This window comes from uncultured Campylobacter sp., from assembly GCF_938045205.1.
In the GTDB taxonomy this organism is placed as follows: Bacteria; Campylobacterota; Campylobacteria; order Campylobacterales; family Campylobacteraceae; genus Campylobacter_B.
Genome location: NZ_CALIMY010000168.1, coordinates 37,733 through 57,581, shown reverse-complemented (window position 1 = coordinate 57,581; position 19,849 = coordinate 37,733). Strand labels below are relative to the sequence as shown.

At 49.7% G+C, this 19,849-nt stretch carries 19 protein-coding genes and 1 pseudogene; 3 read left to right on the top strand and 17 right to left on the bottom strand.

Annotated elements, in window-relative coordinates; all coding sequences use genetic code 11:
- Window positions 1-68: 68 nt before the first annotated feature.
- The 3 genes and pseudogenes from Q0198_RS10680 to Q0198_RS10670 all read left to right on the top strand — a co-directional run bounded on the left by Q0198_RS10680 (window position 69) and on the right by Q0198_RS10670 (window position 1,784).
- Window positions 69-303, top strand: a pseudogene (locus Q0198_RS10680) (helix-hairpin-helix domain-containing protein).
- Between the two features lie 44 nt (window positions 304-347).
- The gene (locus Q0198_RS10675) at window positions 348-557 is read left to right on the top strand and encodes a hypothetical protein (protein ID WP_297897984.1); all 210 of its coding nucleotides are present in this window, start codon (window positions 348-350) and stop codon (window positions 555-557) included.
- 369 nt (window positions 558-926) lie between these two features.
- A complete protein-coding gene (locus Q0198_RS10670) occupies window positions 927-1,784 on the top strand; it encodes a DUF3108 domain-containing protein (RefSeq protein ID WP_297897982.1) in 858 nt (285 codons plus the stop codon).
- A gap of 142 nt (window positions 1,785-1,926) precedes the next feature.
- Here the strand turns inward: Q0198_RS10670 and Q0198_RS10665 are convergent, their stop codons facing one another.
- From Q0198_RS10665 to thiC, 17 genes are all read right to left on the bottom strand, one after another.
- Entirely contained in the window at window positions 1,927-2,925 is a 999-nt protein-coding gene (locus Q0198_RS10665; RefSeq protein ID WP_297897980.1) for a hypothetical protein, read from the bottom strand.
- 181 nt (window positions 2,926-3,106) lie between these two features.
- Window positions 3,107-4,132 (bottom strand): thiamine phosphate synthase, encoded by a 1,026-nt coding sequence (locus Q0198_RS10660; protein ID WP_297897978.1) that lies wholly within the window; start codon window positions 4,130-4,132, stop codon window positions 3,107-3,109.
- The gene (locus Q0198_RS10655; protein ID WP_297897976.1) at window positions 4,120-4,896 is read right to left on the bottom strand and encodes a hypothetical protein; all 777 of its coding nucleotides are present in this window, start codon (window positions 4,894-4,896) and stop codon (window positions 4,120-4,122) included. The genes Q0198_RS10660 and Q0198_RS10655 overlap by 13 nt, the downstream gene beginning before the upstream one ends.
- Window positions 4,889-6,022 (bottom strand): 2-iminoacetate synthase ThiH, encoded by a 1,134-nt coding sequence (gene thiH / locus Q0198_RS10650; protein WP_297897973.1) that lies wholly within the window; start codon window positions 6,020-6,022, stop codon window positions 4,889-4,891. Before thiH ends, Q0198_RS10655 begins: the two co-directional genes overlap by 8 nt.
- A 253-nt stretch (window positions 6,023-6,275) precedes the next feature.
- Window positions 6,276-7,037 (bottom strand): thiazole synthase, encoded by a 762-nt coding sequence (locus Q0198_RS10645; protein ID WP_297897971.1) that lies wholly within the window; start codon window positions 7,035-7,037, stop codon window positions 6,276-6,278.
- A 155-nt stretch (window positions 7,038-7,192) separates the two neighbouring features.
- Window positions 7,193-7,378 carry a hypothetical protein gene (locus tag Q0198_RS10640; protein WP_297897969.1) on the bottom strand — a complete coding sequence of 62 codons (186 nt, stop codon included), beginning with the start codon at window positions 7,376-7,378 and terminating at the stop codon, window positions 7,193-7,195.
- An 84-nt stretch (window positions 7,379-7,462) separates the two neighbouring features.
- Window positions 7,463-8,257, bottom strand: a complete 795-nt coding sequence (thiF, locus tag Q0198_RS10635) for a sulfur carrier protein ThiS adenylyltransferase ThiF (RefSeq protein ID WP_297897967.1) — start codon at window positions 8,255-8,257, stop codon at window positions 7,463-7,465.
- 976 nt (window positions 8,258-9,233) lie between these two features.
- The gene (gene thiS / locus Q0198_RS10630) at window positions 9,234-9,437 is read right to left on the bottom strand and encodes a sulfur carrier protein ThiS (protein ID WP_297897965.1); all 204 of its coding nucleotides are present in this window, start codon (window positions 9,435-9,437) and stop codon (window positions 9,234-9,236) included.
- Complete coding sequence (locus tag Q0198_RS10625; protein WP_297897963.1) at window positions 9,430-11,022, bottom strand: ABC-F family ATP-binding cassette domain-containing protein; 1,593 nt, start codon at window positions 11,020-11,022, stop codon at window positions 9,430-9,432. Before Q0198_RS10625 ends, thiS begins: the two co-directional genes overlap by 8 nt.
- 215 nt (window positions 11,023-11,237) lie before the next feature.
- On the bottom strand, window positions 11,238-12,365 hold the full coding sequence (locus Q0198_RS10620) for a cation diffusion facilitator family transporter (RefSeq protein WP_297897961.1): 1,128 nt from the start codon (window positions 12,363-12,365) through the stop codon (window positions 11,238-11,240).
- 18 nt (window positions 12,366-12,383) lie between these two features.
- Window positions 12,384-12,770, bottom strand: a complete 387-nt coding sequence (locus tag Q0198_RS10615) for a hypothetical protein (protein ID WP_297897960.1) — start codon at window positions 12,768-12,770, stop codon at window positions 12,384-12,386.
- Window positions 12,771-13,129: 359 nt separating this feature from the next.
- Entirely contained in the window at window positions 13,130-14,323 is a 1,194-nt protein-coding gene (locus Q0198_RS10610) for a tetrahydrodipicolinate N-succinyltransferase N-terminal domain-containing protein (RefSeq protein ID WP_297897958.1), read from the bottom strand.
- Window positions 14,324-14,450: 127 nt separating this feature from the next.
- Window positions 14,451-15,113, bottom strand: coding sequence for a hypothetical protein (locus Q0198_RS10605; protein ID WP_297897956.1), 663 nt, complete (start codon window positions 15,111-15,113; stop codon window positions 14,451-14,453).
- A gap of 98 nt (window positions 15,114-15,211) precedes the next feature.
- Window positions 15,212-15,496, bottom strand: coding sequence for a hypothetical protein (locus Q0198_RS10600; RefSeq protein WP_297897954.1), 285 nt, complete (start codon window positions 15,494-15,496; stop codon window positions 15,212-15,214).
- Window positions 15,497-15,578: 82 nt separating this feature from the next.
- Window positions 15,579-16,604, bottom strand: a complete 1,026-nt coding sequence (locus tag Q0198_RS10595) for a hypothetical protein (RefSeq protein ID WP_297897952.1) — start codon at window positions 16,602-16,604, stop codon at window positions 15,579-15,581.
- 840 nt (window positions 16,605-17,444) lie between these two features.
- Window positions 17,445-18,539, bottom strand: coding sequence for an Mrp/NBP35 family ATP-binding protein (locus Q0198_RS10590; RefSeq protein WP_297897950.1), 1,095 nt, complete (start codon window positions 18,537-18,539; stop codon window positions 17,445-17,447).
- Window positions 18,536-19,843: a phosphomethylpyrimidine synthase ThiC gene (thiC, locus tag Q0198_RS10585; RefSeq protein ID WP_297897948.1), complete on the bottom strand. Its 1,308-nt coding sequence runs from the start codon at window positions 19,841-19,843 to the stop codon at window positions 18,536-18,538. Before thiC ends, Q0198_RS10590 begins: the two co-directional genes overlap by 4 nt.
- Between the last annotated feature and the right edge of the window lie 6 nt (window positions 19,844-19,849).

The window sequence follows — 19,849 nt, the reverse complement described above, 5'->3', positions numbered from 1 at the left end:
TGAACGAAATTTAAAATTTCATTTAAAGCGGCGAGCTTGGCGGAATTTAAAAGAAATTTGAGGTAAATTTGAGCGATTTTAAGAAAATCCCCTATGTCGGCGAGGCGACAGAGGCCGATCTGCTGGCACTCGGCTACGAGGGCATCGCTTCGCTAAAGGGTGCGGATCCGGACGAGATGTTTGAGCGCACAAAGGCGCTCGGGCGCGGCAGATGCATCCTCTACGTTTACCGAGGCCAGCTACTACGCCAGCACGCCCCGTCCCGACATAGCCAAGCTGAAATGGTGGCTTTGGAAGGATTAAATTTACAAATTTGACCCGCGCGAGCCGTTTGAATTTGAGCGGATTTGCTAACGATCGACGTGCTGTATTTGCGGCACAAAATAGCACCGAGTAAAAAGCGTAAATTTAACAAGCGCTTTAATGGCGACGGCGCAAATTTTATGCGCGAGCTTTACGAGCACAATGCAATAGAGCGACGCAAAGAGCGTAAATTTTACGGGCGCGGCGTAGCGGCTAGTGCGAAGTACAAACATAGCCGCAATATGAAATTTTGATTTTATTCGCAGGCACGCTTTGCGACGAAGCGGCCTGTACGAAATATAAAATCGCTCCGATTTCGGGCAAGCGCACGCCGAGCCGTATATGCGTCGTAAATATAAAAGCGGCGACAGTCGGTGCCTTTTTAGGCGGGCACGCACGGCGCAGCCTTTCACGACGGTAAGGAGTGGCAGCTGATATTTAATAATCACGCTATGGAGAAATGAAATAGGCGGCGCGAGTTTTGATTTTTATGGTAAATTTTACGAATGCGGCGCAGATTCCCGCGCGAGCTTTGCGAGCACAATGCGATAAAGCGACGCAAAGAGCGTAAATTTAACGGGCGCCGTATAATTGGGGCGCCGCAAAGCGGAAGGACGGTAGAGATGAAATTTTTTGCTACTTTAATTTTGTGCGCGAGCGCGCTTTTTGGCGAGACGATCAGCGCGAAATATGAGATTTCGTTCGGCGTTTTCGGCGCGGTCGGCAGCGCAAACACGCGGCTCGTGCGGCAGGGCGATCGCTACGAGATCGTCATGGATGCCGTTGCGCAGGGCGTCGCGGGCAGCCTAAGCGGGCAAAGGCGCGAGAGCTTCCGCTCGAAGGGGCGCATCGTGGCGGGGCTTTTGATGCCCGATCTCTACGTCCACGACGTCTCGCGCAAAAAGGGCAAAACGACGAAAAACGAGCGCAAAACCTACGCCTTCGACTACGCGCGCAAAACGATAAAATTTCAAAAGTTCAAGGGCGCGGGCGGCGAGCTACAGCTCGTAAGCGATGAAATTTTGCCCTATTTTGCGACGAACGACCTGCTGAGTTTGTTTTTCAATTTCTCTAAAATCCCGCACTCGGGCGATAAATTTTTCGTCCGAGCCGCGGGCGCAAAAGGCGCCGACGGAAGGATCGACATCGAAAGGCCGCGCGGAAGCGCCGCCACAGATATCGCGAGCGAGCTTGGCGTCGCGCCGCCTAGCGAGACGGATGCCAACTCCGACGCAGCGGCAAGCGCAAGCTCTAGTGGAGCAGACACGAAAACCGGCACAACGGACGTAAATTTTAAAGGGCGCGGCGCGGGCGCGGATAAGCAGGCTGCGGCGATTTACGTGGTTTTCATAAACCAGCCGATATTTTCGAGCAGCCGAGGCGAGCTGCACCTGAGCCTAAACGAGCGCGGTTACGCCGATCGCGCCGTTTTGAAGGACGTGCTGCTCTTCGGCGACATCCGCGCGCGGCTCGTGGAATGAGACTTCGTAAATTTACGAGGTAAATTTTGTTCAAATTTATCCCTGCTCGCTTCAAACGTCATCGTTTTCATATCGCTGAAAAAGGGCAAATTTGATCGATCATAATTTAATATAAATTTAAAATAGAGTCCGCTTTTATGATCTACACAAAAATTTGTGGCGGGATTTTATCTAAATTTTTCCCTATTTTCAGTATAAAATAGGCTTTTAGCTCCCCGTATTCTTTGCTGCTTAGAAACGAAACCTCTATAAAAGAATTTTTGTCATATATCAATATGCTGTCATTTATAATATCAAAGCCTAGCCCGTTAAAAAGCCTATATAGCAATAAAGGAAAGAAGCTAATAGGTATAATTACCGCAAAAATTATCCAAAAATTTTCCTCCCTTCCGTCTATCACTACCGATACGAAAAAAACTAAAAGCAAATATATAAAAGCAAACAGCAGCATAAGGCATTTTGTCTTTTTTGATATTTCGGGGTATGACGGTCCCGTGGTTCGTTTGATACAAGTTATATCTGAAATTTTGGTCTCATATAAAACGGCTTCCGTCTTTTTAGAGTATAGAGTTATATCGTCATTTTTAAAGCATATATAGCACTTGCCGAAATTTGAGAATTTATTTAATGCTCTGAGCGGAAAATAGCAATCCAGCAAAACGAGAAATAAAATTTGCTGGGCGGAAAATTTACCGCATATCGCCATCAATATCGTAGTAATGATATAGATCGTGCCGATGATAGCATTTAAAATTATAGCGTGGTCTTTTATGATTATCGGCTCTTTGTCGTAATCACGAGGTTTAGCGCCCCGCGATGAAATACCGCCTGGGTTTAAATTTTGAAATTTTACCTCGGCTTGTGAGTTTAAATTCGTGCCTTTTAAATTTCTATCTCGAAAATTTGCGCCACAAAGATAATCGGCTTGCGATTTGGGATCTGTTTGATTAAAATTCGTATCTTTAGGGTTTTCGCTATTCAAATTTGCATCGTTTGAATTTAATGATCTGCGATCCGTTGCATCGCTTAAATCCGCATTGTCAAAGATATCGGCGCTAGCGCCTTTTCGCAGCTTTTGTTTTAAATTTCGGCACTGTTCGTTTAGAAGCTTTTTTGATTCCTCAAGCCGCACTTTATCCAAAAAATATCCTTAAGCTTAAATCGCTCGTATTTTATAACTTTGGGCTTAAATCGCAATAAATCGCGTTCGTTTCGCGCGTTTTTGATTTTATTAAAATATGTGTTCTTGCGTCGCGCCGCATGCAGCGCAAAGACGGCAGCAAGGGCGCGGCAACGGAAACAAACCGCATTTTTGGATCGATTTATTTCTTAAATTTTCTTATGAAATCGCTCGCGTCCCGCGCCGCCATCGCTGAGCTCATAACGGCGATCCTGTCGGCTCCTGCGCGTAGGACGGAGGCGAAATTGCGCGGCGTTATGCCGCCCAGCGCATAGATTTCGCCCGCGAAAAACTCCCGCACGGCGCGGATCAAATTTAGCCCCTTCGGCGCGAGCCCCGCCTTGCAATCGGTCGTGAAGATGTGGCTCAGGCAGATCGCGCTGGCACCCAGCTCCAGCGCCTCGCGCGCCTCCGCCTCGCTGTGGCAGGAAGCGACCAATTTTTTGAAATTCGCGCGCAAAAACTCCGCGCCGTGCGCCGCGCTAAAGCTCCGCAAAACCCCGAGCGGCAGCCATAAATTTCTCATTCCCGCGCTCAGCGCAAAATCTGCAAAATTATGCACAAAGATCGCGGGTGGGCACCTTACACTCTCTGCACTCTGCACGCCCTCCGCGCTCTGCGAGTTTTCCGCCTTTTTTACGCTCTGTGAATTTTCTACGCCCCCTACATTTTCTGAGCTCCCTATGTACTGCGCACTCCGCGCATTTTTTGCACTATGCACATCATTCGTATTTTCCGCACTTTGCGTACTCCGCATACTTTCCGTATTTTCTGCGCTCCGTACGCCTTCTGCCGCTAGTTTCGTTTTGCATACGGCACCGCGAAGCGAAATTTCGCCTGGCGTGCTATCGTCCGCGCGATTTGCGGCGCCGGTAAAATTTTCAGACAAAATTTCATCTAAAACGCAAGCGGAATTTTTAGGCCAAATCTCATCTGTAGCGGCGTGCTTGCGGACCGTATCCGCACAAAATCCGTTCTCGCAGGCGAGTAAAATTTTACAAAACAGCGCTGCGTAAGCTTTCTCGCTCAGGTCTTTTTCGCGTACGACGATCTCGCCTACGTCCGTTGCGGCAAAATCCGCTATACGCGCAAGCAGTGCCGCCTCGCCGCCGCAGAGCGCGCGATTTGTGATGATCGTAATGCGCGAAGCAAGCTCTAAATCTCGCATCCGCCCGCTCCTTTAGGTCCAAAATCCGCGAGCGGCACAGCACTGAGGTTTAAAATTTTGCCCGTAGCATTTGGCTTTGAAATTTCACCCGCAGCGCTAAGGTTTAAAATCTCATTCACCAGGATTGAAGCCAAAATCCCTGTCTCCGCGCTAGAGATAAAATTCTTCGCCGCCGCATTGAAAACTAAATCCACAGCCGAGATGGCGGAGCTTAAAATTCTGTCCGTCCAGACAGAGGCTAAAATTTTGTTTGCGCCGCTATGGTTTAAAGCATCTGCCGAACCATTAGATTTTATCGACTTTGCGTTGCCGCCGCATAAGAACCCAAAGCTCGCGCCGTTTTTAAATTTAGAATTTAAGTCGCCCTCGAGCTTGGAATTTGCGCCGCCTTTAAATTTTAAATCCGCGTATGTGTTCCTAGGTCTTAAATTTACACGCGTATTTTGTAGCTCAAAATTTCCCGCGCTCGCTAATGCGGTGCCTAAAATTTTATTATCCGTCATGACGCCATAAATTTTATTGCCATGTGCGGCGCTGTAAAATTCGGCGTAGTATTTTACGCTACGAATTTTGCTGCATCTAGCCGCGCAAAATTTGCTCGCAAGTAGCGCACCGCAAATCTCGCCTCTTAAAAAAGCGTTGCAAATTTTACCCATGCGAGCGCAGAATTTCGCCGCATAAAATTCTAAAAATTTCGCCGCTGAAGCAAGCCTTTCGTGCCGAAGTTTCGCGGCGTAAGCTCGCATATCTGCGCTCTCACACATAGATATACTCGCTCATCAGCGGCTGCAGCCCGCCGCCGCGGATCGCCTCGCAGACCTCGCTTACGCTGCGCGCGTCGCTGATCTCAAACTGCTCGTCGCCCCTCTGCTCGCTGTGCCCGCCGATACCCACGCTTACGCCCGCCGAAATTTTACTTGCCGCGATCCTGATCGCATTGTCGCGGAAGCCCGCTCTCTCGCGCGTGGAGATCGTGATTTGCGCACTTGGCAGCAGCAGCCGATACGCGCACATCACCTGCAGTAGCTCGCGCTCGCCGACGTCTTTCGGGTTTATTTTGTCGTTGTTGATGATCGGGCGCAGGCGCGGCACCGAAAAGGAGGTCTCGGCGCGCGGGTACTTGCGCTGAAGCAGCCACGCGTGCACGCCCGTAGCAAAGGCATCGCGGCGGAAGTCCCCGAGCCCCAAAAGCGCCGCAAAGCCCACGCCGCGCATACCGCCTCTAATCGCGCGCTCTTGGGCTGCGAAGCGATACGCAAAAACGCGCTTATTGCCCACAAGATGCAGCTGCGCGTAGCGCGCGGGATCGTAAGTTTCTTGAAAGACGGTCACAAAATCGACGCCGCAAGCGTGTAGGTAAGCGTAATCGGCGGAGTTTAGCGGATAAATTTCGACGCCGATTACCTTAAAATACTGCCGCGCGAGCTCACAGGCGCGCCCGATGTATCGCACGGGGCTGTTTTTCTCGCTCTCGCCCGTGAGGATCAAAATTTCTTCTAGCCCGCTCGCCGCGATCGCCTCAAACTCCGCCTTTAGCTGCGTCTCATCGAGCCTTGCGCGCGCGATTTTGTTTTTGCAGTTAAAGCCGCAGTAAACGCACAGATTGTCGCAGTAGTTTGAGATGTAAATCGGCGTAAAAACGGCGATGTTGCTGCCAAAATGCGCTGCTTTTTCGCGCGCTGCGGCTTGCGCGATCTGCTCCAGATGCTCGCCCGCGCGCACGCTTAGTAGAGCAGCAAAATCGCGCAGACTTCTGTTTTTCGCGCCGATCGCCCTTTGCACGTCCGCCTCGCTCGCCTCCTCGCAAAAGCTCTCGCGCAGAGCGAGCGTACGTTCCATTATCTCGCTTCCGATATCCTCCATGCCCGCTAGATAGCCAGTTTCGTTCATCTTTAAAATTTTCCTTTTAAATTTTCATTTAAATTTTCATTTAAATTCTACGCAGCACGCTTTTGTGCGAAAATTCTCGCCGCGCAAATTTTAAAATTTCATATTGCGCCGTGCGAAATTTTAGAATTTCACGCTGCATCTATCGGCTGCTACGCCGAGCTTGCGCGATCTGTATCTGTACAAGCCCAATAAAGGCAAATTCGGCGCAAAAAAACACAGCTCGCGCAACCAAGCGCACTTAAAATTTTAACCGCTAGCGCAAAAATCCCGTTAGCGGCGAGCTTGCGCTGGCCGTTTTGCAAACGGCGCCGAGCCCCGCCAGATAGGCATCGCGCCCCGCCTGCACGCCGAGCGCAAACGCCCGCGCCATCAGCGCCAGATCCCCGCTCGTGGCGATCGCCGTATTTACCATCACCGCAGCGCAGCCCATCTGCATCGCCTCGCAAGCCTCGCTAGGTGCGCCGAGCCCCGCATCTACGATAATCGGCACGTCGATTTCGCCCAGCAAAATTTCGATCATCCCGCGCATCATCAGCCCGCGATTGGAGCCGATCGGCGCAGCCAGAGGCATCACGGCGGCGGCCCCTGCGCTTACCAAATCGCGCGCGACGCACAGATCGGCGTGCATGTAGGCAAGCGGCACGAAACCCTCGCGCGCCAGAGCCTCGCAGGCCTTGATCGTCTCGGCATTGTCGGGCAGAAGGTATTTGCTGTCGCCTATGATCTCGATCTTTACGAAGTCGCCGCAGCCAAGCTCGCGCGCGAGCCGTGCGATTCGCAGCGCCTCCTCGGCATTTCGTGCGCCGCTAGTATTCGGCAGCAACGTGACGCCGCGGGGGATGAAATCCAAGATATTACGGCTCTTGCTTTCGTTCACGCGGCGCAGCGCAAGCGTGACGATCTCGCAGCCCGCGTGCCGCACGCAGGCGTCGATCATCGCGTGATCGAACTTGCCAGAGCCCATTATCAGGCGCGAGCTAAACTCCTTGCCGCCTAAGATCAGTTTATCGTCCATTCTATCCTCTTTAGTTTAAATTTTGTTTTCAGATACGGCGCAGATGGCGCAATATCAGTGCTTGCGCAGCGCATTATACACAGCGCGAGATTGCGGCACAGATCCTTACTTGCTTATGTCGCTATTTTACGCGCTGAACGGACCGCATCGAGGCTCTAAAATTTCTCGTCAAATTTTAGTCGCAAACAGACGGCGCAAAATTTCAAAGCGCTGTTTAAAATTTTACGCCGGAGTGCAGTTTTAAATTTATGCGGCGCGGCTAAATTTACGCGGCGCGCGGTAAATTTCATACCGTTTTTAAACGCGCCGTGTATGCCGCCGAAACGCCCTATGCTTTTCAAAAACAATCGCACAAAGCTAAATTTAGCGGCAATGTACAAAGGCGCGTAAAATTAGAAGTGCGGACGCGCGATGAGCGGTCAGGCCTAGTTCTCCTCGCCCAAAATCAGCCTAAGCGCGACGTTTGCCTGATGTGCTGCGCAGATCGCCACGCGCGGAGCGAGCAGCCCCACGCCCTGAGCTGCGGCGCTTTTACGGTCGCCGCAGACGAAGACGTTTTTGCCGAGTCGCGTCGTGCGGATCTCGTTGGCATCGCTACTGCCCGCCATGCCGCTAGCGCAGATCAAAAAGCGATCCGTGCCGCCGAGCGCATCGAAAATCATCGCTTTCGCCGCCGCGTCGTCGAAGCACTCGCAAATTATACGCTCGTTTTTTAAAATTTCGGCTACGTTTTGCGCAGTAAGTCGCTCGTTTAAGGTTCGCACGCGCACGAACGGGTTTATGCGCGCGATTTTTTCGCGCAGAGCGGCCGTTTTGGGCTTGTAAAGATCGCCGATCTCATACTGTTGGCGGTTTAGGTTGGTAGGCTCGACGACGTCGAAGTCGATCAAAAAGAGCTCGCCCACGCCCGCGCGCGCAAGCAGGATCGCGACGTTGGAGCCGAGCCCGCCGAGCCCGCAGATCGCCACGCGCGAGCCTTGCAGCGCCTCGTTTACGGCGGGGGCGTTGCGAGCAAACATCAGCTCGCGAAGCTCCCGCGGCGCCAGATCAGCACCACGCGCGAGCAAAAAGAGCTCGTCGCCCGCCTTTAGCTCGCAGTTCTGCGTGCTCGCATAGCCGTTTATCACGGCGATCTCGCCGCTAAATTTAACCTCGCGCTTCAGCCCCTCAAGATCGCTCGTGCCCGTTTCGTAAGCTTTGCCGTTTAATTTTATCTGCATTTTTATCCTAAATTTTATCTTTTTGCGCGCCCAAGCCTCGCCGCGCGAGCTTCGACCCTGTGCCTTTTTTGCGTCACGCAAAGCCGAAAATTTTAACGATTCTACGAGCTGTAGCGCGCAATTGCTCGCTTCGCACCATGGCGATTTATACTTAAGACAAATTTGCGCGGTCTTGATGACCGAAGCTCAGCCCGCCGCCATGATTGAGCTCAATTAGCCAACGCACCCGCACTTGAGCTTAACGCAAGTGCGCTTTGTCTTGCAACTAGCGAAACGCTACGATCAATCGCGCGTAAACCCGAAGCAAGCCCAATCGATAAAATTTTGACGCCGTATCGTGCGCTTTGTTTTGACCGGCCTTAAGCTTTTTAAATTTATCGCGCCGCCCAAATTTAATCGGCGCAAGCCGCTTTTTTTACCGTGCGCCGCGCAACAGAGTCGCATTCCCACTCCTTTTTACGTCGCAGTATTGTAACGCGGCATATCGATAGATCTCCGAATCGATCCGTTAATTTTACGCACTGCGGCGTGCCGCCGAACGCGGAATTTTATGTTTAATATAAATAGATCACGCGGCACATACCGTGTTTACGAGCTAATTTAGCGCGCTCGCGGGTAAAATTTGCGCGTAGGGTGCCGTTACCGAGCGCGACGCAGCGAAATTTTAAAGCCGTACGCTCAAACTTTACAATACCGATACAAAATTTTAAAACTCCTGCGCTCAGCCGCCGCGGCCTAGCTCACTTTTAAAAATTTAAAGGCTCGCCGCAGGCGCCAGGTTACCGCGGCTTCCTCATAAATTTAAAAACCCAAACGCCGCTATCTCTCCGCGCCGCCGTACCGCTAAAATTTTAACGACGCGCGCGCAAATTTTAAGCCCCAGCCGCTGTGTCGCTACGCCGATTAAAATTTAGCGGTCTCCACGCGGATTTAAACCTCGGCTGCCGCAATTTTAAAATAATTCAAAGCTCCGACCTCAGCCGCCGCCCACGAACTCAACGATCTCATATTTTTTGCCGCTTGAGATCTGCGTGCGCTCCCACTCCTGCTTTTTTAAAATTTCGCCGTCGCGCTCGAGCGCTACTAAGCGCAGATCGTGTCCGCGCAAGCGCAAAAACTCGCTCACGCTCATATCGCGCTCAAGCCGCAGCGGCTCGCCGTTTACGAAGATCTCAATCATCGCTCGCCCCCAAGCTCTCGCGGTACTCCTCGTAAGTGCCCCTAAAATCGACGATTTCGGCGTCTCCTTTGAGGTGCAAAATTCTATTTGCAAACGCATCGATGAGCTCGCGGTCATGGCTCACGCAGATCGCACATCCCGCGAAATTATACAGCGCCTCTCCCAGAGCGATGATCGCCTCAAGATCAAGGTGGTTGTTGGGCTCGTCGAGCACCAACAGGTTCGGGCGTTGCAGCATTAGCTTACTTAGCATCACGCGGTGTTTCTCGCCGCCGCTTAGGCTGCCCACGCTTTTCTCCTGCTCCGCGCCGCTAAAAAGCATACGTCCAAGGCATTTACGAATTTCATCCAGATCCCTATTCTGCGGGCTTTGTAGATATTCGTAGAGCTTAAGCTCGCCTGAAATTTTATTATTCGTATCCTGCGCGAAGTACCCGGGCTCGATCGTGGCGCCCATGTGAACCTTGCCGCTAAGAGGCGCGAGCTCGCCCATGATGATCTTGCAAAGTGTGCTTTTGCCCACGCCGTTTCGACCGATAATCGCGATCTTATCGCCGTGAGCGAGCTTGAGGTTAAAATTTTTCAGAATTTCAATCTCGCCGAAGCTCATATCCACGCCACTTAGCTCTAAAATTTCATTGCCGATCTCGCGGGCGGGCTTAAATAAAATGCTAGGCTCTCTGCGCGAAGAGGTCGCAAGCTCGCTAAGATCGAGCTTGTCGAGCTGTTTTTGACGGCTCGTGGCCTGCTTTGCTTTGCTTGCGTTGGCGCTGAAGCGAGCGATAAATTTTTCAAGCTCCGCCTTCTCTTTGAGCTTTTTCTCGCGCTCGAACTGCGCCTGCTTGGCGATGAGATTGGACGCGATGAACCAGTCGTCGTAATTGCCGCTAAATTCGCGCACCCGCCTAAAATCCACGTCGAGGATGTCCGTGCAGACGCGGTTTAAAAAGTGGCGGTCGTGGCTGATGACTACGAGCGTGCCGGTGTGGCGATTTAGCTCAAACTCAAGCCACGAAATGGCGTCGATATCGAGATTGTTCGTAGGCTCGTCCAAAAACAGCACGTCGGGGCGCGGGAAGAGCACCTGCGCGAGCAGAACCTTAAATTTATCGCTCGTCTCGATCTCGCTCATCTTTTTATCGAAGTCGCTAATCCCCAGCGAACTTAAAATTTTCTCGATCCGCGTTTCGTACTCGTAGGCGGGGTCCTCCTCGGCACAGATCATCTCAAGCTCGCCGAGGCGCTCGTTTATCTCATCGTTAAACTCGCCCGCCTCGTAAAGCTGCGTCTTTTCGCGCACGGCGTCATAAAGGCGCTTGTTGCCGTAGAGCACGGCGTCTTTGACGCTGAAGCTTTCAAAGGCGAATTGATCCTGCCCCAAAACGCCGATTTTAAGCCCGCTCTCTATTAAAATTTCGCCGCTGCTTGCTTCGATCTGCCCGCTTAAAATTTTAAGTAGCGTCGATTTGCCCGCGCCGTTTGCGCCGATGAGGCCGTAGCGTCTGCCCTTATCGAGGCTCAAATTTACGTTTTCAAAAAGCAGCTGTTTGCCGAAGCGCATCGTAAGATCTTTGATTTCAACCATATTTTTCCTTTTAAATTTCTCTTTGCATTGCCTTGCGCGCGGGCTTCTGCCAGGTTTTGCGCGCAAATTTTATCTCGCGGTTTATTACGGCATTTGCGCCGCGCGGAGCTGCGATAAATTTCTCCTATTGTAGCTTAAAATTCTGAAATTTCGCCGAAGGGGGTGCGGGCGGGTGCGATTAAATTTAGACTGCCAAAGCTAGAGCAATTTAAATTTTAGCCGCTGTAATCGCTATCGCGAGTGATGATGAGCGTGTAGTTCGGATACGCGGCGCGTACCTGCTTGCAGACCGCGCGAAACGTCGCCTCCATGTCGGGCGCTGCGAAATCGACGATAACGTCGAAGCTGATCGAGTGTTTTGGCTCGTCGAGATAAAATCCATGTATCTGCGAGACGAACTCATGCGATAGCGCCATCTGCTTGATATGTTCGCGGATCTCGGCGGCGCGCGGATCGTTCCTGTTAAACGCGTAAATTCCTACGGTGTCTAGGATGATATTAAATTTCGCAAAAACGGCGTTTTGGATGCGGCGCGTAAGAGCGTCAATCTGCGCCGCGGTAGTGTCGCTTGCAACCTCGATGTGGATGCTGCCGACCATCTTGTCGGGCCCATAGTCATGAAACATCAGATCATACGCGCCGATGACGCCCTCAAAGCCGCGCACGACGTCGTAAATTTCATTCGTAAGCTTCAAGCTCGGACGCGAACCCAAAAGCTTGCTGATCGTATCGCGTAGAATTTCATACGCCGTTTTTATCAAAAGCGCCGAAATTATCGCGCCCAGATACGCTTCCAAGCTCAGTCCGAAAATAAGCGAAATAAAAGCCGCTACGAGGGTGGCTAGCGATACGAGCGCGTCGTATTTGGCGTCCACGCCGCTAGCAATGAGCGAGTCAGAGTTCACGCGCTCGCCCGTCTTTTGCGTGTAAAGTCCCAGGCTAAATTTTGCCGCGACCGCTACGGCGATGATGGCGAGCGAAACCGCATTATAATTCGCCGCTTGCGGATGGATGATCTTTTTGATCGATTCGACGAGCGAGACGCCGCCGGTATAGAGGATGATGACGGCGATTACGATCGCGCTTAGATACTCGATCCTGCCGTGCCCGAAGGGGTGCGCGCGATCGGGCTGCTTGCTAGCAAGATGCACGCCCACGATCGTAATGACGGACGAAAGCGCGTCGCTTAGGTTATTTACGGCATCAAGTACGATCGCGATCGAGCCTGAGATCAGCCCCACGCCGCCCTTAAATGCCGCTAAAATTACATTTGAAATGATACCGATCGCGCCGGTGCGAATGATGATTTTATCCCTGCTATACGCCGCTTGAGGCACTTCCATTATCTCTCCTTTGAAATTTTACTCTAAGCCGCAATCGCTGCGCGTGTAGGTCAGATCGGCGATTTTTTCGCCGCTTTGCAGAAATTGTCGCACGCCTATGCGCTTTAGACCGCCCGCTTTCATCGTCGCGCAGACGTCCTTTTGCCTGTTAGCGCGCAAAATGCTTTCAAAATTTTGCTTGATCTTAGGGTCTACTTTATCCCAAATTTCATTTTTTAGAATCGTGGGAATTACAAATTTATCGCCCTCGCACGCAGCCGCGCTCAACTCTATATTTTTAGTCGCGGGGTGACTGTGCCCATTTACAGCGTCCGCCAAAGCTTTGCAGCGTTGGGCATCTATATCTTCCGCAAGCGCTGCGCTGCAGATAAATACGCCAAACAGGGCGGGTATAAATTTTTTCATTTTAACCTCCTAATTTTATTTGAAATTTATCATATTCAAATTTTAAATTCAATCTATTTTTAAAATTTAAGAATCCTCTGCACGGCAAAAATCCGCTAGCCGCCAAAATTACTTGCGTTAAAATAGCGGCATAAATTCCATAAATCACCGCTAGAGATTTTTAAATCGCGGCAAAAATTCTTTAAATTCCGCGCGAAATTCTATGAGCGGAAATTTTTGTGATGGATCACATGCTATCGCTCAAAGCGGCGCGCGACGAGATCCGTCCGTATCTTTTTTAACTCGCCGTTTAAGTTATAGATTTAACGCAGTTTTGAAAAGCTCCAGCCAATCCGCGCCCGCCGTTTAAATTTATAAATTTAATGCAGTTCCGCGTTGAGTTTGATCGCACGCTTGCTAACGCTTGCCGTAATCTGCCCGCTTTGGCTGTTTTGTCGGAAGTGCAGACCGCTAAACCCGGCAAGCTCAAGCCCTTTATAAATTTCACGATCGAACGCAAAGCCTGGATTTAGCGCTGCTAGCGCCTCGCGATCCTTTTGCGCGATAAAAACCTTCGTACCCTCAAGTACCGCGATACCGGCATCCACGATGCAGCGATCGCCGAGCGGAATGCCCGTGACGGAGTTTGCGCCCAGCAAGCAGTGTTTGCCGATGCTCACAGCATTGCCATTGGTGCCGCTTAGCACGCCCAAAATCGACGCGCCGCCGCCTATATCGCTGCCCTCGCCCACGACGACCGAGCTGCTGACGCGCCCCTCGATCATAACGCTGCCGGTCGTGCCTGCGTTGAAATTCACATACGCAGCACCCGGCATCACGGTCGTACCCGCGGCGATATGCGCACCCAAACGCACTTTCGCATCGTCTAAAATCCGAACATTTTGCGGCGGTACGACGTGACTTAGATAGCGCGGAAATTTATCGACGCTGATGATACGCGGATAGCGGCCTTGCATTTTTAAATGGATTTCGCTTTCACGCAGCCACCAAAGCTCGATCGGACGGGCGTTTTCGTCCCACGCGACGTTCGGAAGCACACTAAATGCGCCGTCTAGATTGAGCGTGCGCGGCTCGCAGAGATTTAGCGAAAGCGCGTAAAGCTTGAGATAGACGCTCTCGACGCTTTTCGGCGCGGTATCCTCAAAGATAAAGCTAGCGCAAAAGCTCGCGTGCTCGTCCGATTTCATCGCCTCTTTAACCGCAAGTAGCACCTGCAGATTTTTGTGCGCGCCCTCTTTGGCGTCTGGCTGCAGAAATTTTAAAACCTCGATCGCCTTTTTTAGGGCTTTGTGCGTTAGCGGAAGGACGCACTCACTACCGCTAAAATCCATGACCTCTCCGCATTCGGTTAGAGCATGGATTAGCACTGCTGCGCTTACTAGCCCATCTTTAAAATTTACGTGCGCGTAATTCACGCTTAAGCTTTTATGCCCCTCCGCACGCCCCTTAAATACACGCCCGATCGCCCACATGATCGGATCGCGGTAGCCCTTTGTGGCGCGAACTTTATCTGCAAAAGCCTGAAGCTCGCTTAGGCTTTTAATCTCTTTCATATTTAATCCTTAATCGCAAAATTGCGCGGGAGTATAGCTAAATTTAATTTAAAAGGGGATTTGAAAAGGCGCATGAATGGAATTTAAAAGCGAAAACACGCGCTTTTAAATTCTTGATTATTTTGTTTTATATTGCTTGGCTTCTTGTAGTTTTATTTCGGAACACTTGCTTTAGTATTTTTTTAACTTTGGTAATAATGCTAACGTCCTCGCTAGGAACTTTCTTTCTTATAGTTTTAATGCAAGAATTGCCGACATCGCCGCAATTGCTAACCGTGCGGTCAAATTTCACATAAGCATATTTGCCATCGTCAAAAATCAGTTCGCCGTTAATGGATTCATTTTTATCTTTTAGATAAATTTCAACATGATCGGAAGCTAAGTTGATAGACTTTAAAATTTTTTTGTAAATATCATTAAGCAATTCGGGGTATAGAGCTACGATTAGTGGAAATAATATATAAGAGGTACCAATAAATATCGCGCTAAACGTTGTAAACCATCTTTTGATATCTAAAGCTGTATATGAAATGGCAATTATTAAAATTTCGAAGAAAAGAAAAAAAGAAACAAATAACACGACCTTAAAACCAAATTTTTCAATAAAGCAAATAAACAAGACTATATATACTATTAGAACAAATAAAGCAAGCTTTGCTATTTTGCATTTTTGATAAAAGCAAATAATTAATACAATAATAGACAATATAAAAAATGCAATCAAGTTAAATTTCACAAAAATGGTATTATTATATAACTCATGACAATATTTCAAAAATGCAAAAACCATAATAAATGCGTTTGTAATAATGCAAATATGATTCCAAATTTTAGACGATTTATATGTACGTAAATATATACCAACAACATAAAGTCCGTGAATAACTATTAACAATATACCCCCAGTGATATACCCAGTGATATACCCACAAGTAAGAAAATCCACATAAAATTTATACTAAAAATTTCATAACTAAAAAAGCCATTATCTCTCATATATGTCATAGCAAATGTAAAGCTTATAATACTATAGAATGCGGATGCTATTAAGGAAGTCAATTTTACAATCGGCGAAATTTTCTCATAAAATTCTTTTAGCTCGTCAATAATATTTTTAGAGTTTTCAGGCATATTTCTAGGATTTTCAGATATATCTTTCGTATTATCAGCCATATCTTTCTCCCATAAAATACAAATCAATCAAAAAATTATATAAAATTTTACTCATTTTTTCCTCCAAATTTTAAATTTTATCCTACCTAAACACATCATCCATCGGTGTGCTTTCGCATTTCTTGCGGTCCGCTTCTACCGAGAGTAGGCGAGCTTTGCTTTCGTCTAAAATTTTCGGAGTGATAACAAGCCCCGGTAGGTCTAAGGAATTTACGGCGTGCTTACCGGCAAATGCCCCCAAGCCTCTGCCAAATATCCCGTTTACGCGCCCGTTCATATCATAAATCTCGCTGCCGTCGCAGTGAAAGACATTGCCCGATATGCACTCGCATTTAAGTCCATCCGCAGCCTCCGTGTATCTGTAGTCCTCGACGTAAAGCGCACCGCTTACACCACGGACGCTACTTATGGGGTTGTAAATTAACACGGCTAGAATTTCATTCTTTTGCGGATTTGAGATCTCCCACTCCACGGCGCGATATGAGCTAAGCAGTAGCACGATGGGCTTATCGGATTTAGCTAAATTTAGCTTGACGCGATTATTCATCTGCGCGCTTTCGTAGATCGCGCCCAGCCACAGGTCATAGTCCTTATCCGCAGGGATCTTGGCTACGGCGTCTTTTTGACGATAAAAGGGCTCTACATCTTTAAAATCTACGAAAAGCTCGCTGGAATGCGCGTCATTTAAAAACCACGCTTCGATCTTGTGCTTACCCTTGCTAAATTTATACGTAAGCGGGCGCTTTTGATTGCTAGATGTCCCACCCAGCACGTCCGTGCCATCCACAGCGATTACCAGCGTGGACCAGCCGTAATCTCCTAGCACCATCTTTTCGACATCTGCGTCGAAATTAAACTCGCCGACCCAATACGCCATAAGATTTGGAGATGGAATTTCATGGAAGGAATTTCCTTCGTAATTGACGCTGATGCGATCGACGTTTTCAGAGAAAACCACCTTTTTAGGCTCATCTTTATTCAGATAAAACGCCAAAAACTTATCCTGCGGGATCTGCGCGTCCGCGGTAATCTCTTTCGCCCATTTTTGCATATTACTCTCTTGCGCGAACGCCGCAAATGTAAGCACCAAAATAATCAAAAACCTCATTACCGACCTTTCTTCTTTCGTATAAAAGTAAAATCCATAAACCTAAAAGCCCTAGGCTTAGGGATTTTACTGCCTTGGCTTCACAGCCTATACGAATAAATTCCAGCTGTTTAAATTTCAACTGCTTAAATTTCAGCTACGCGAGAAATTCCCTTGCCGCGACCGCTACAGATAAAATTCCATCCCAAATAAGCTTCGCAGAGGTTTTCGCAGATAAACTCCACCGCCATGAAACCCGGCGAAATAAAATTTAGACTAGCGCAATGCTGTGGTTACCGCTAAAAAGCTAGGCGCGATAAATTTCAAGCCAGAAATTCATCGCTAAAGCCCCATCTTAAAATTTTAAAACAGAGCTTTGGCGCTAAAATTTCACATTTTAAAATTCCGCGGCAAAGCTTTATGCTTAAAATTTTACATTTAAAACTCCAAAGCGGAATTCTACGGCAAATTTTACCTCGTTGAATTGCGCGTTTGGAATTTAATTTTCGCCGTAAAATTCTGCGCTTAGAATTTTATCCAAAACCTCATGCAACGGAGCTTGAGTAAAATTCTAGCTCGAAATTTCAAACTACGAAATTTCGTGGCGAAATTTTAACGCAGAATTTCGAGCTACAAAATTCGGCGCAGAATTTCAAGCCGCAAAACCCGCGTGAAATTTTGCCCGTTAAATTTACGGGCAAAATTCTATGACGGATTTGCATACCGAAATTTTGCGAGCATTATAAAATTTGCAGCGAAATTAGGCGTGAAATTTCAAACTATGAAATTCCGCGTTGAATTTCAATCTGCAAAATTCAAGAGAAATTCCACGCGAACTTTGACACCGCGCCCGCCAAAGTCCTAATTCGAGCAGGCGCTCTTGCCGTCCATCACCGGCTGGATCGCGGAGTTGTCCGCCAGCTCCTCGCGATCGATCTTCTCGATCTTCTCCCACAGCTTGCGCGCAGCCTGCTCGTAGCGCTTCGCGCTTAAAGAATCGGGCGCGTAAAAGCTTATCGGCTTGCCGCTGTCGCCGCCCTCGCGAATAGCGATCTCGATCGGGATCTCGCCGATTACTTCGGTGTTGTATCGCTGCGCCAGCTTTTGCGCGCCGCCGCGACCGAAGATATCATACTCCTTGCCGTTATCTGGGCAGATGAAGCCGCTCATATTCTCGATAAGGCCTGCGATAGGGATGTGAAGCTTTTCGAACATATCAAGCCCGCGCGCGCTGTCGTCCAGCGCGACCGTCTGCGGCGTCGTAACGCATACGCCCGCCGTCACCGGCACGCTTTGAGCAAGCGTAAGCTGCGCGTCGCCCGTACCCGGAGGCATATCCAAAAATAGCACGTCCAGGTCGCTCCACGCCACGTCTTTTAGCAGCTGCTCGATCGCCTTCATTATCATAGAGCCGCGCCAGATGAGGCTCGCGCCCTCCTCCATCAGCACGCCCATACTCATCATCTCCACGCCGTGGCTTAAGATTGGCTTTAACTTCTGTCCCACGACACTTGCTTGCGTCTTATCCTCGCCTAGCATTCGCGGCAGATTCGGTCCGTAAATATCGGCATCCAAAATTCCCACCCTCTTGCCGAGCTTTGCCGTGCTGATGGCTAAATTTAGCGTCGTCGTGCTCTTGCCTACGCCGCCCTTGCCGCTGCTGATCATCACGAAATGCTTGATCTGCGGCGCGATATTTTTGCCGCTGCGAGAGTTGCTCTTTTCCTCGGCGATCTTAGGCTGTTTGATTAAAATTTCGGCGTCCGCCCCTAGCGCCTTTTGCGCCGCCGATCTGAGCTCTGCTGCAATCTCAGGCTTGGCACTCGGAATTTCGATCCCTACGAAAATTCTATCGCCGATCTCGACCTCTTTTACAAATCCAAAATCCACGATGCTTTTAGAAAAGCCCGGATAGATCACGCTTTTAAGCAAATTTAAGACTTCGTCTTTACTCATTCCTTCTCCTTATTTTCGGTTAAATTTCTACTGATTTTATATGCGCAAAATTTCGGCCCGCACATCGAGCAAAACTCCGCGCCCTTGTAAATTTCATCGCCCAGGCTCTCGTCGTGTAGCTCGCGCGCATGATCTGGATCGAAGCTAAGCTCAAACTGCCTGTTCCAATCAAAACCATACCTCGCGTCACTCATCGCGTGATCGCGCTCTATTGCGCCCGCTTTGCCTAGCGCGACGTCTGCGGCATGAGCGGCGATTTTGTGCGCGATGATGCCCTCTCTGACATCGCTTGCATTGGGAAGGCCTAGATGCTCCTTCGGCGTTACGTAGCAGAGCATGCTTGCGCCGCAATACGCAGCCATCGTCCCGCCGATAGCCGAGCTGATATGATCGTAGCCCGCGCCGATGTCAGTCGGAAGCGGCCCCAGCACATAAAACGGCGCGTCGCGGCAGATCTTGCGCTCTAGCTGCATATTTAGCTCGATCTCGTTAAACGGGATGTGCCCCGGCCCCTCGATCATCACCTGCACGTTTTTTTCATTCGCGCGCAGGGCCAGCTCGCCTAAAATTTCAAGCTCGCTAAGCTGCGCTTTATCGGTCGCGTCGTATAAGCAACCAGGGCGCAAGCCGTCTCCCAGAGATAGCGATACGTCGTAGGCGGCGCAGATATCGCAAATTTCATCAAACGCTTCGTAGAACGGGTTTTGCTTATGAAATTTCATCATCCACGACGCTATCAGCGAGCCGCCCCTGCTTACGATACCCATCTTGCGACGGGACAGCAGCGGCATAAACTCGAGCTTAAAGCCCGCGTGGATCGTGAAATAATCCACTCCCTGCCGCGCTTGCTTCTCGATCGTGCTAAGAATAGCGCTCGTTTTTAAATTTTTAATATCGCCCAGCTCATGGATCATCTGATAGATCGGCACCGTGCCTATGGGTACGGGCGAGCGCTCGATTATCGCGGCGCGGATCTCGTCCAGATCGCTGCCCGTGCTTAGATCCATCACCGTATCGGCGCCGTACTTTAAGCACGCTTCAAGCTTTTCCAGCTCGCCCTCGATATCGCTCGTCGTGCCCGAAGAGCCGATATTGGCATTGATCTTACACCGCAGCGCGCGCCCGATACCGATCGGCTTTAAGCTTTTGTGATTAACGTTTGCAGGGATGATCGCTCTTCCTTGCGCGATGAGATCACACAAGGCCTGCACGTCCATGCGCTCGCTTTGCGCGACCTCTCTCATCTGCGGCGTCGGCTCACCCTTTTTTGCAAAATAGATCTGTGATACGCAGCTTTCGGTCATTTTCGC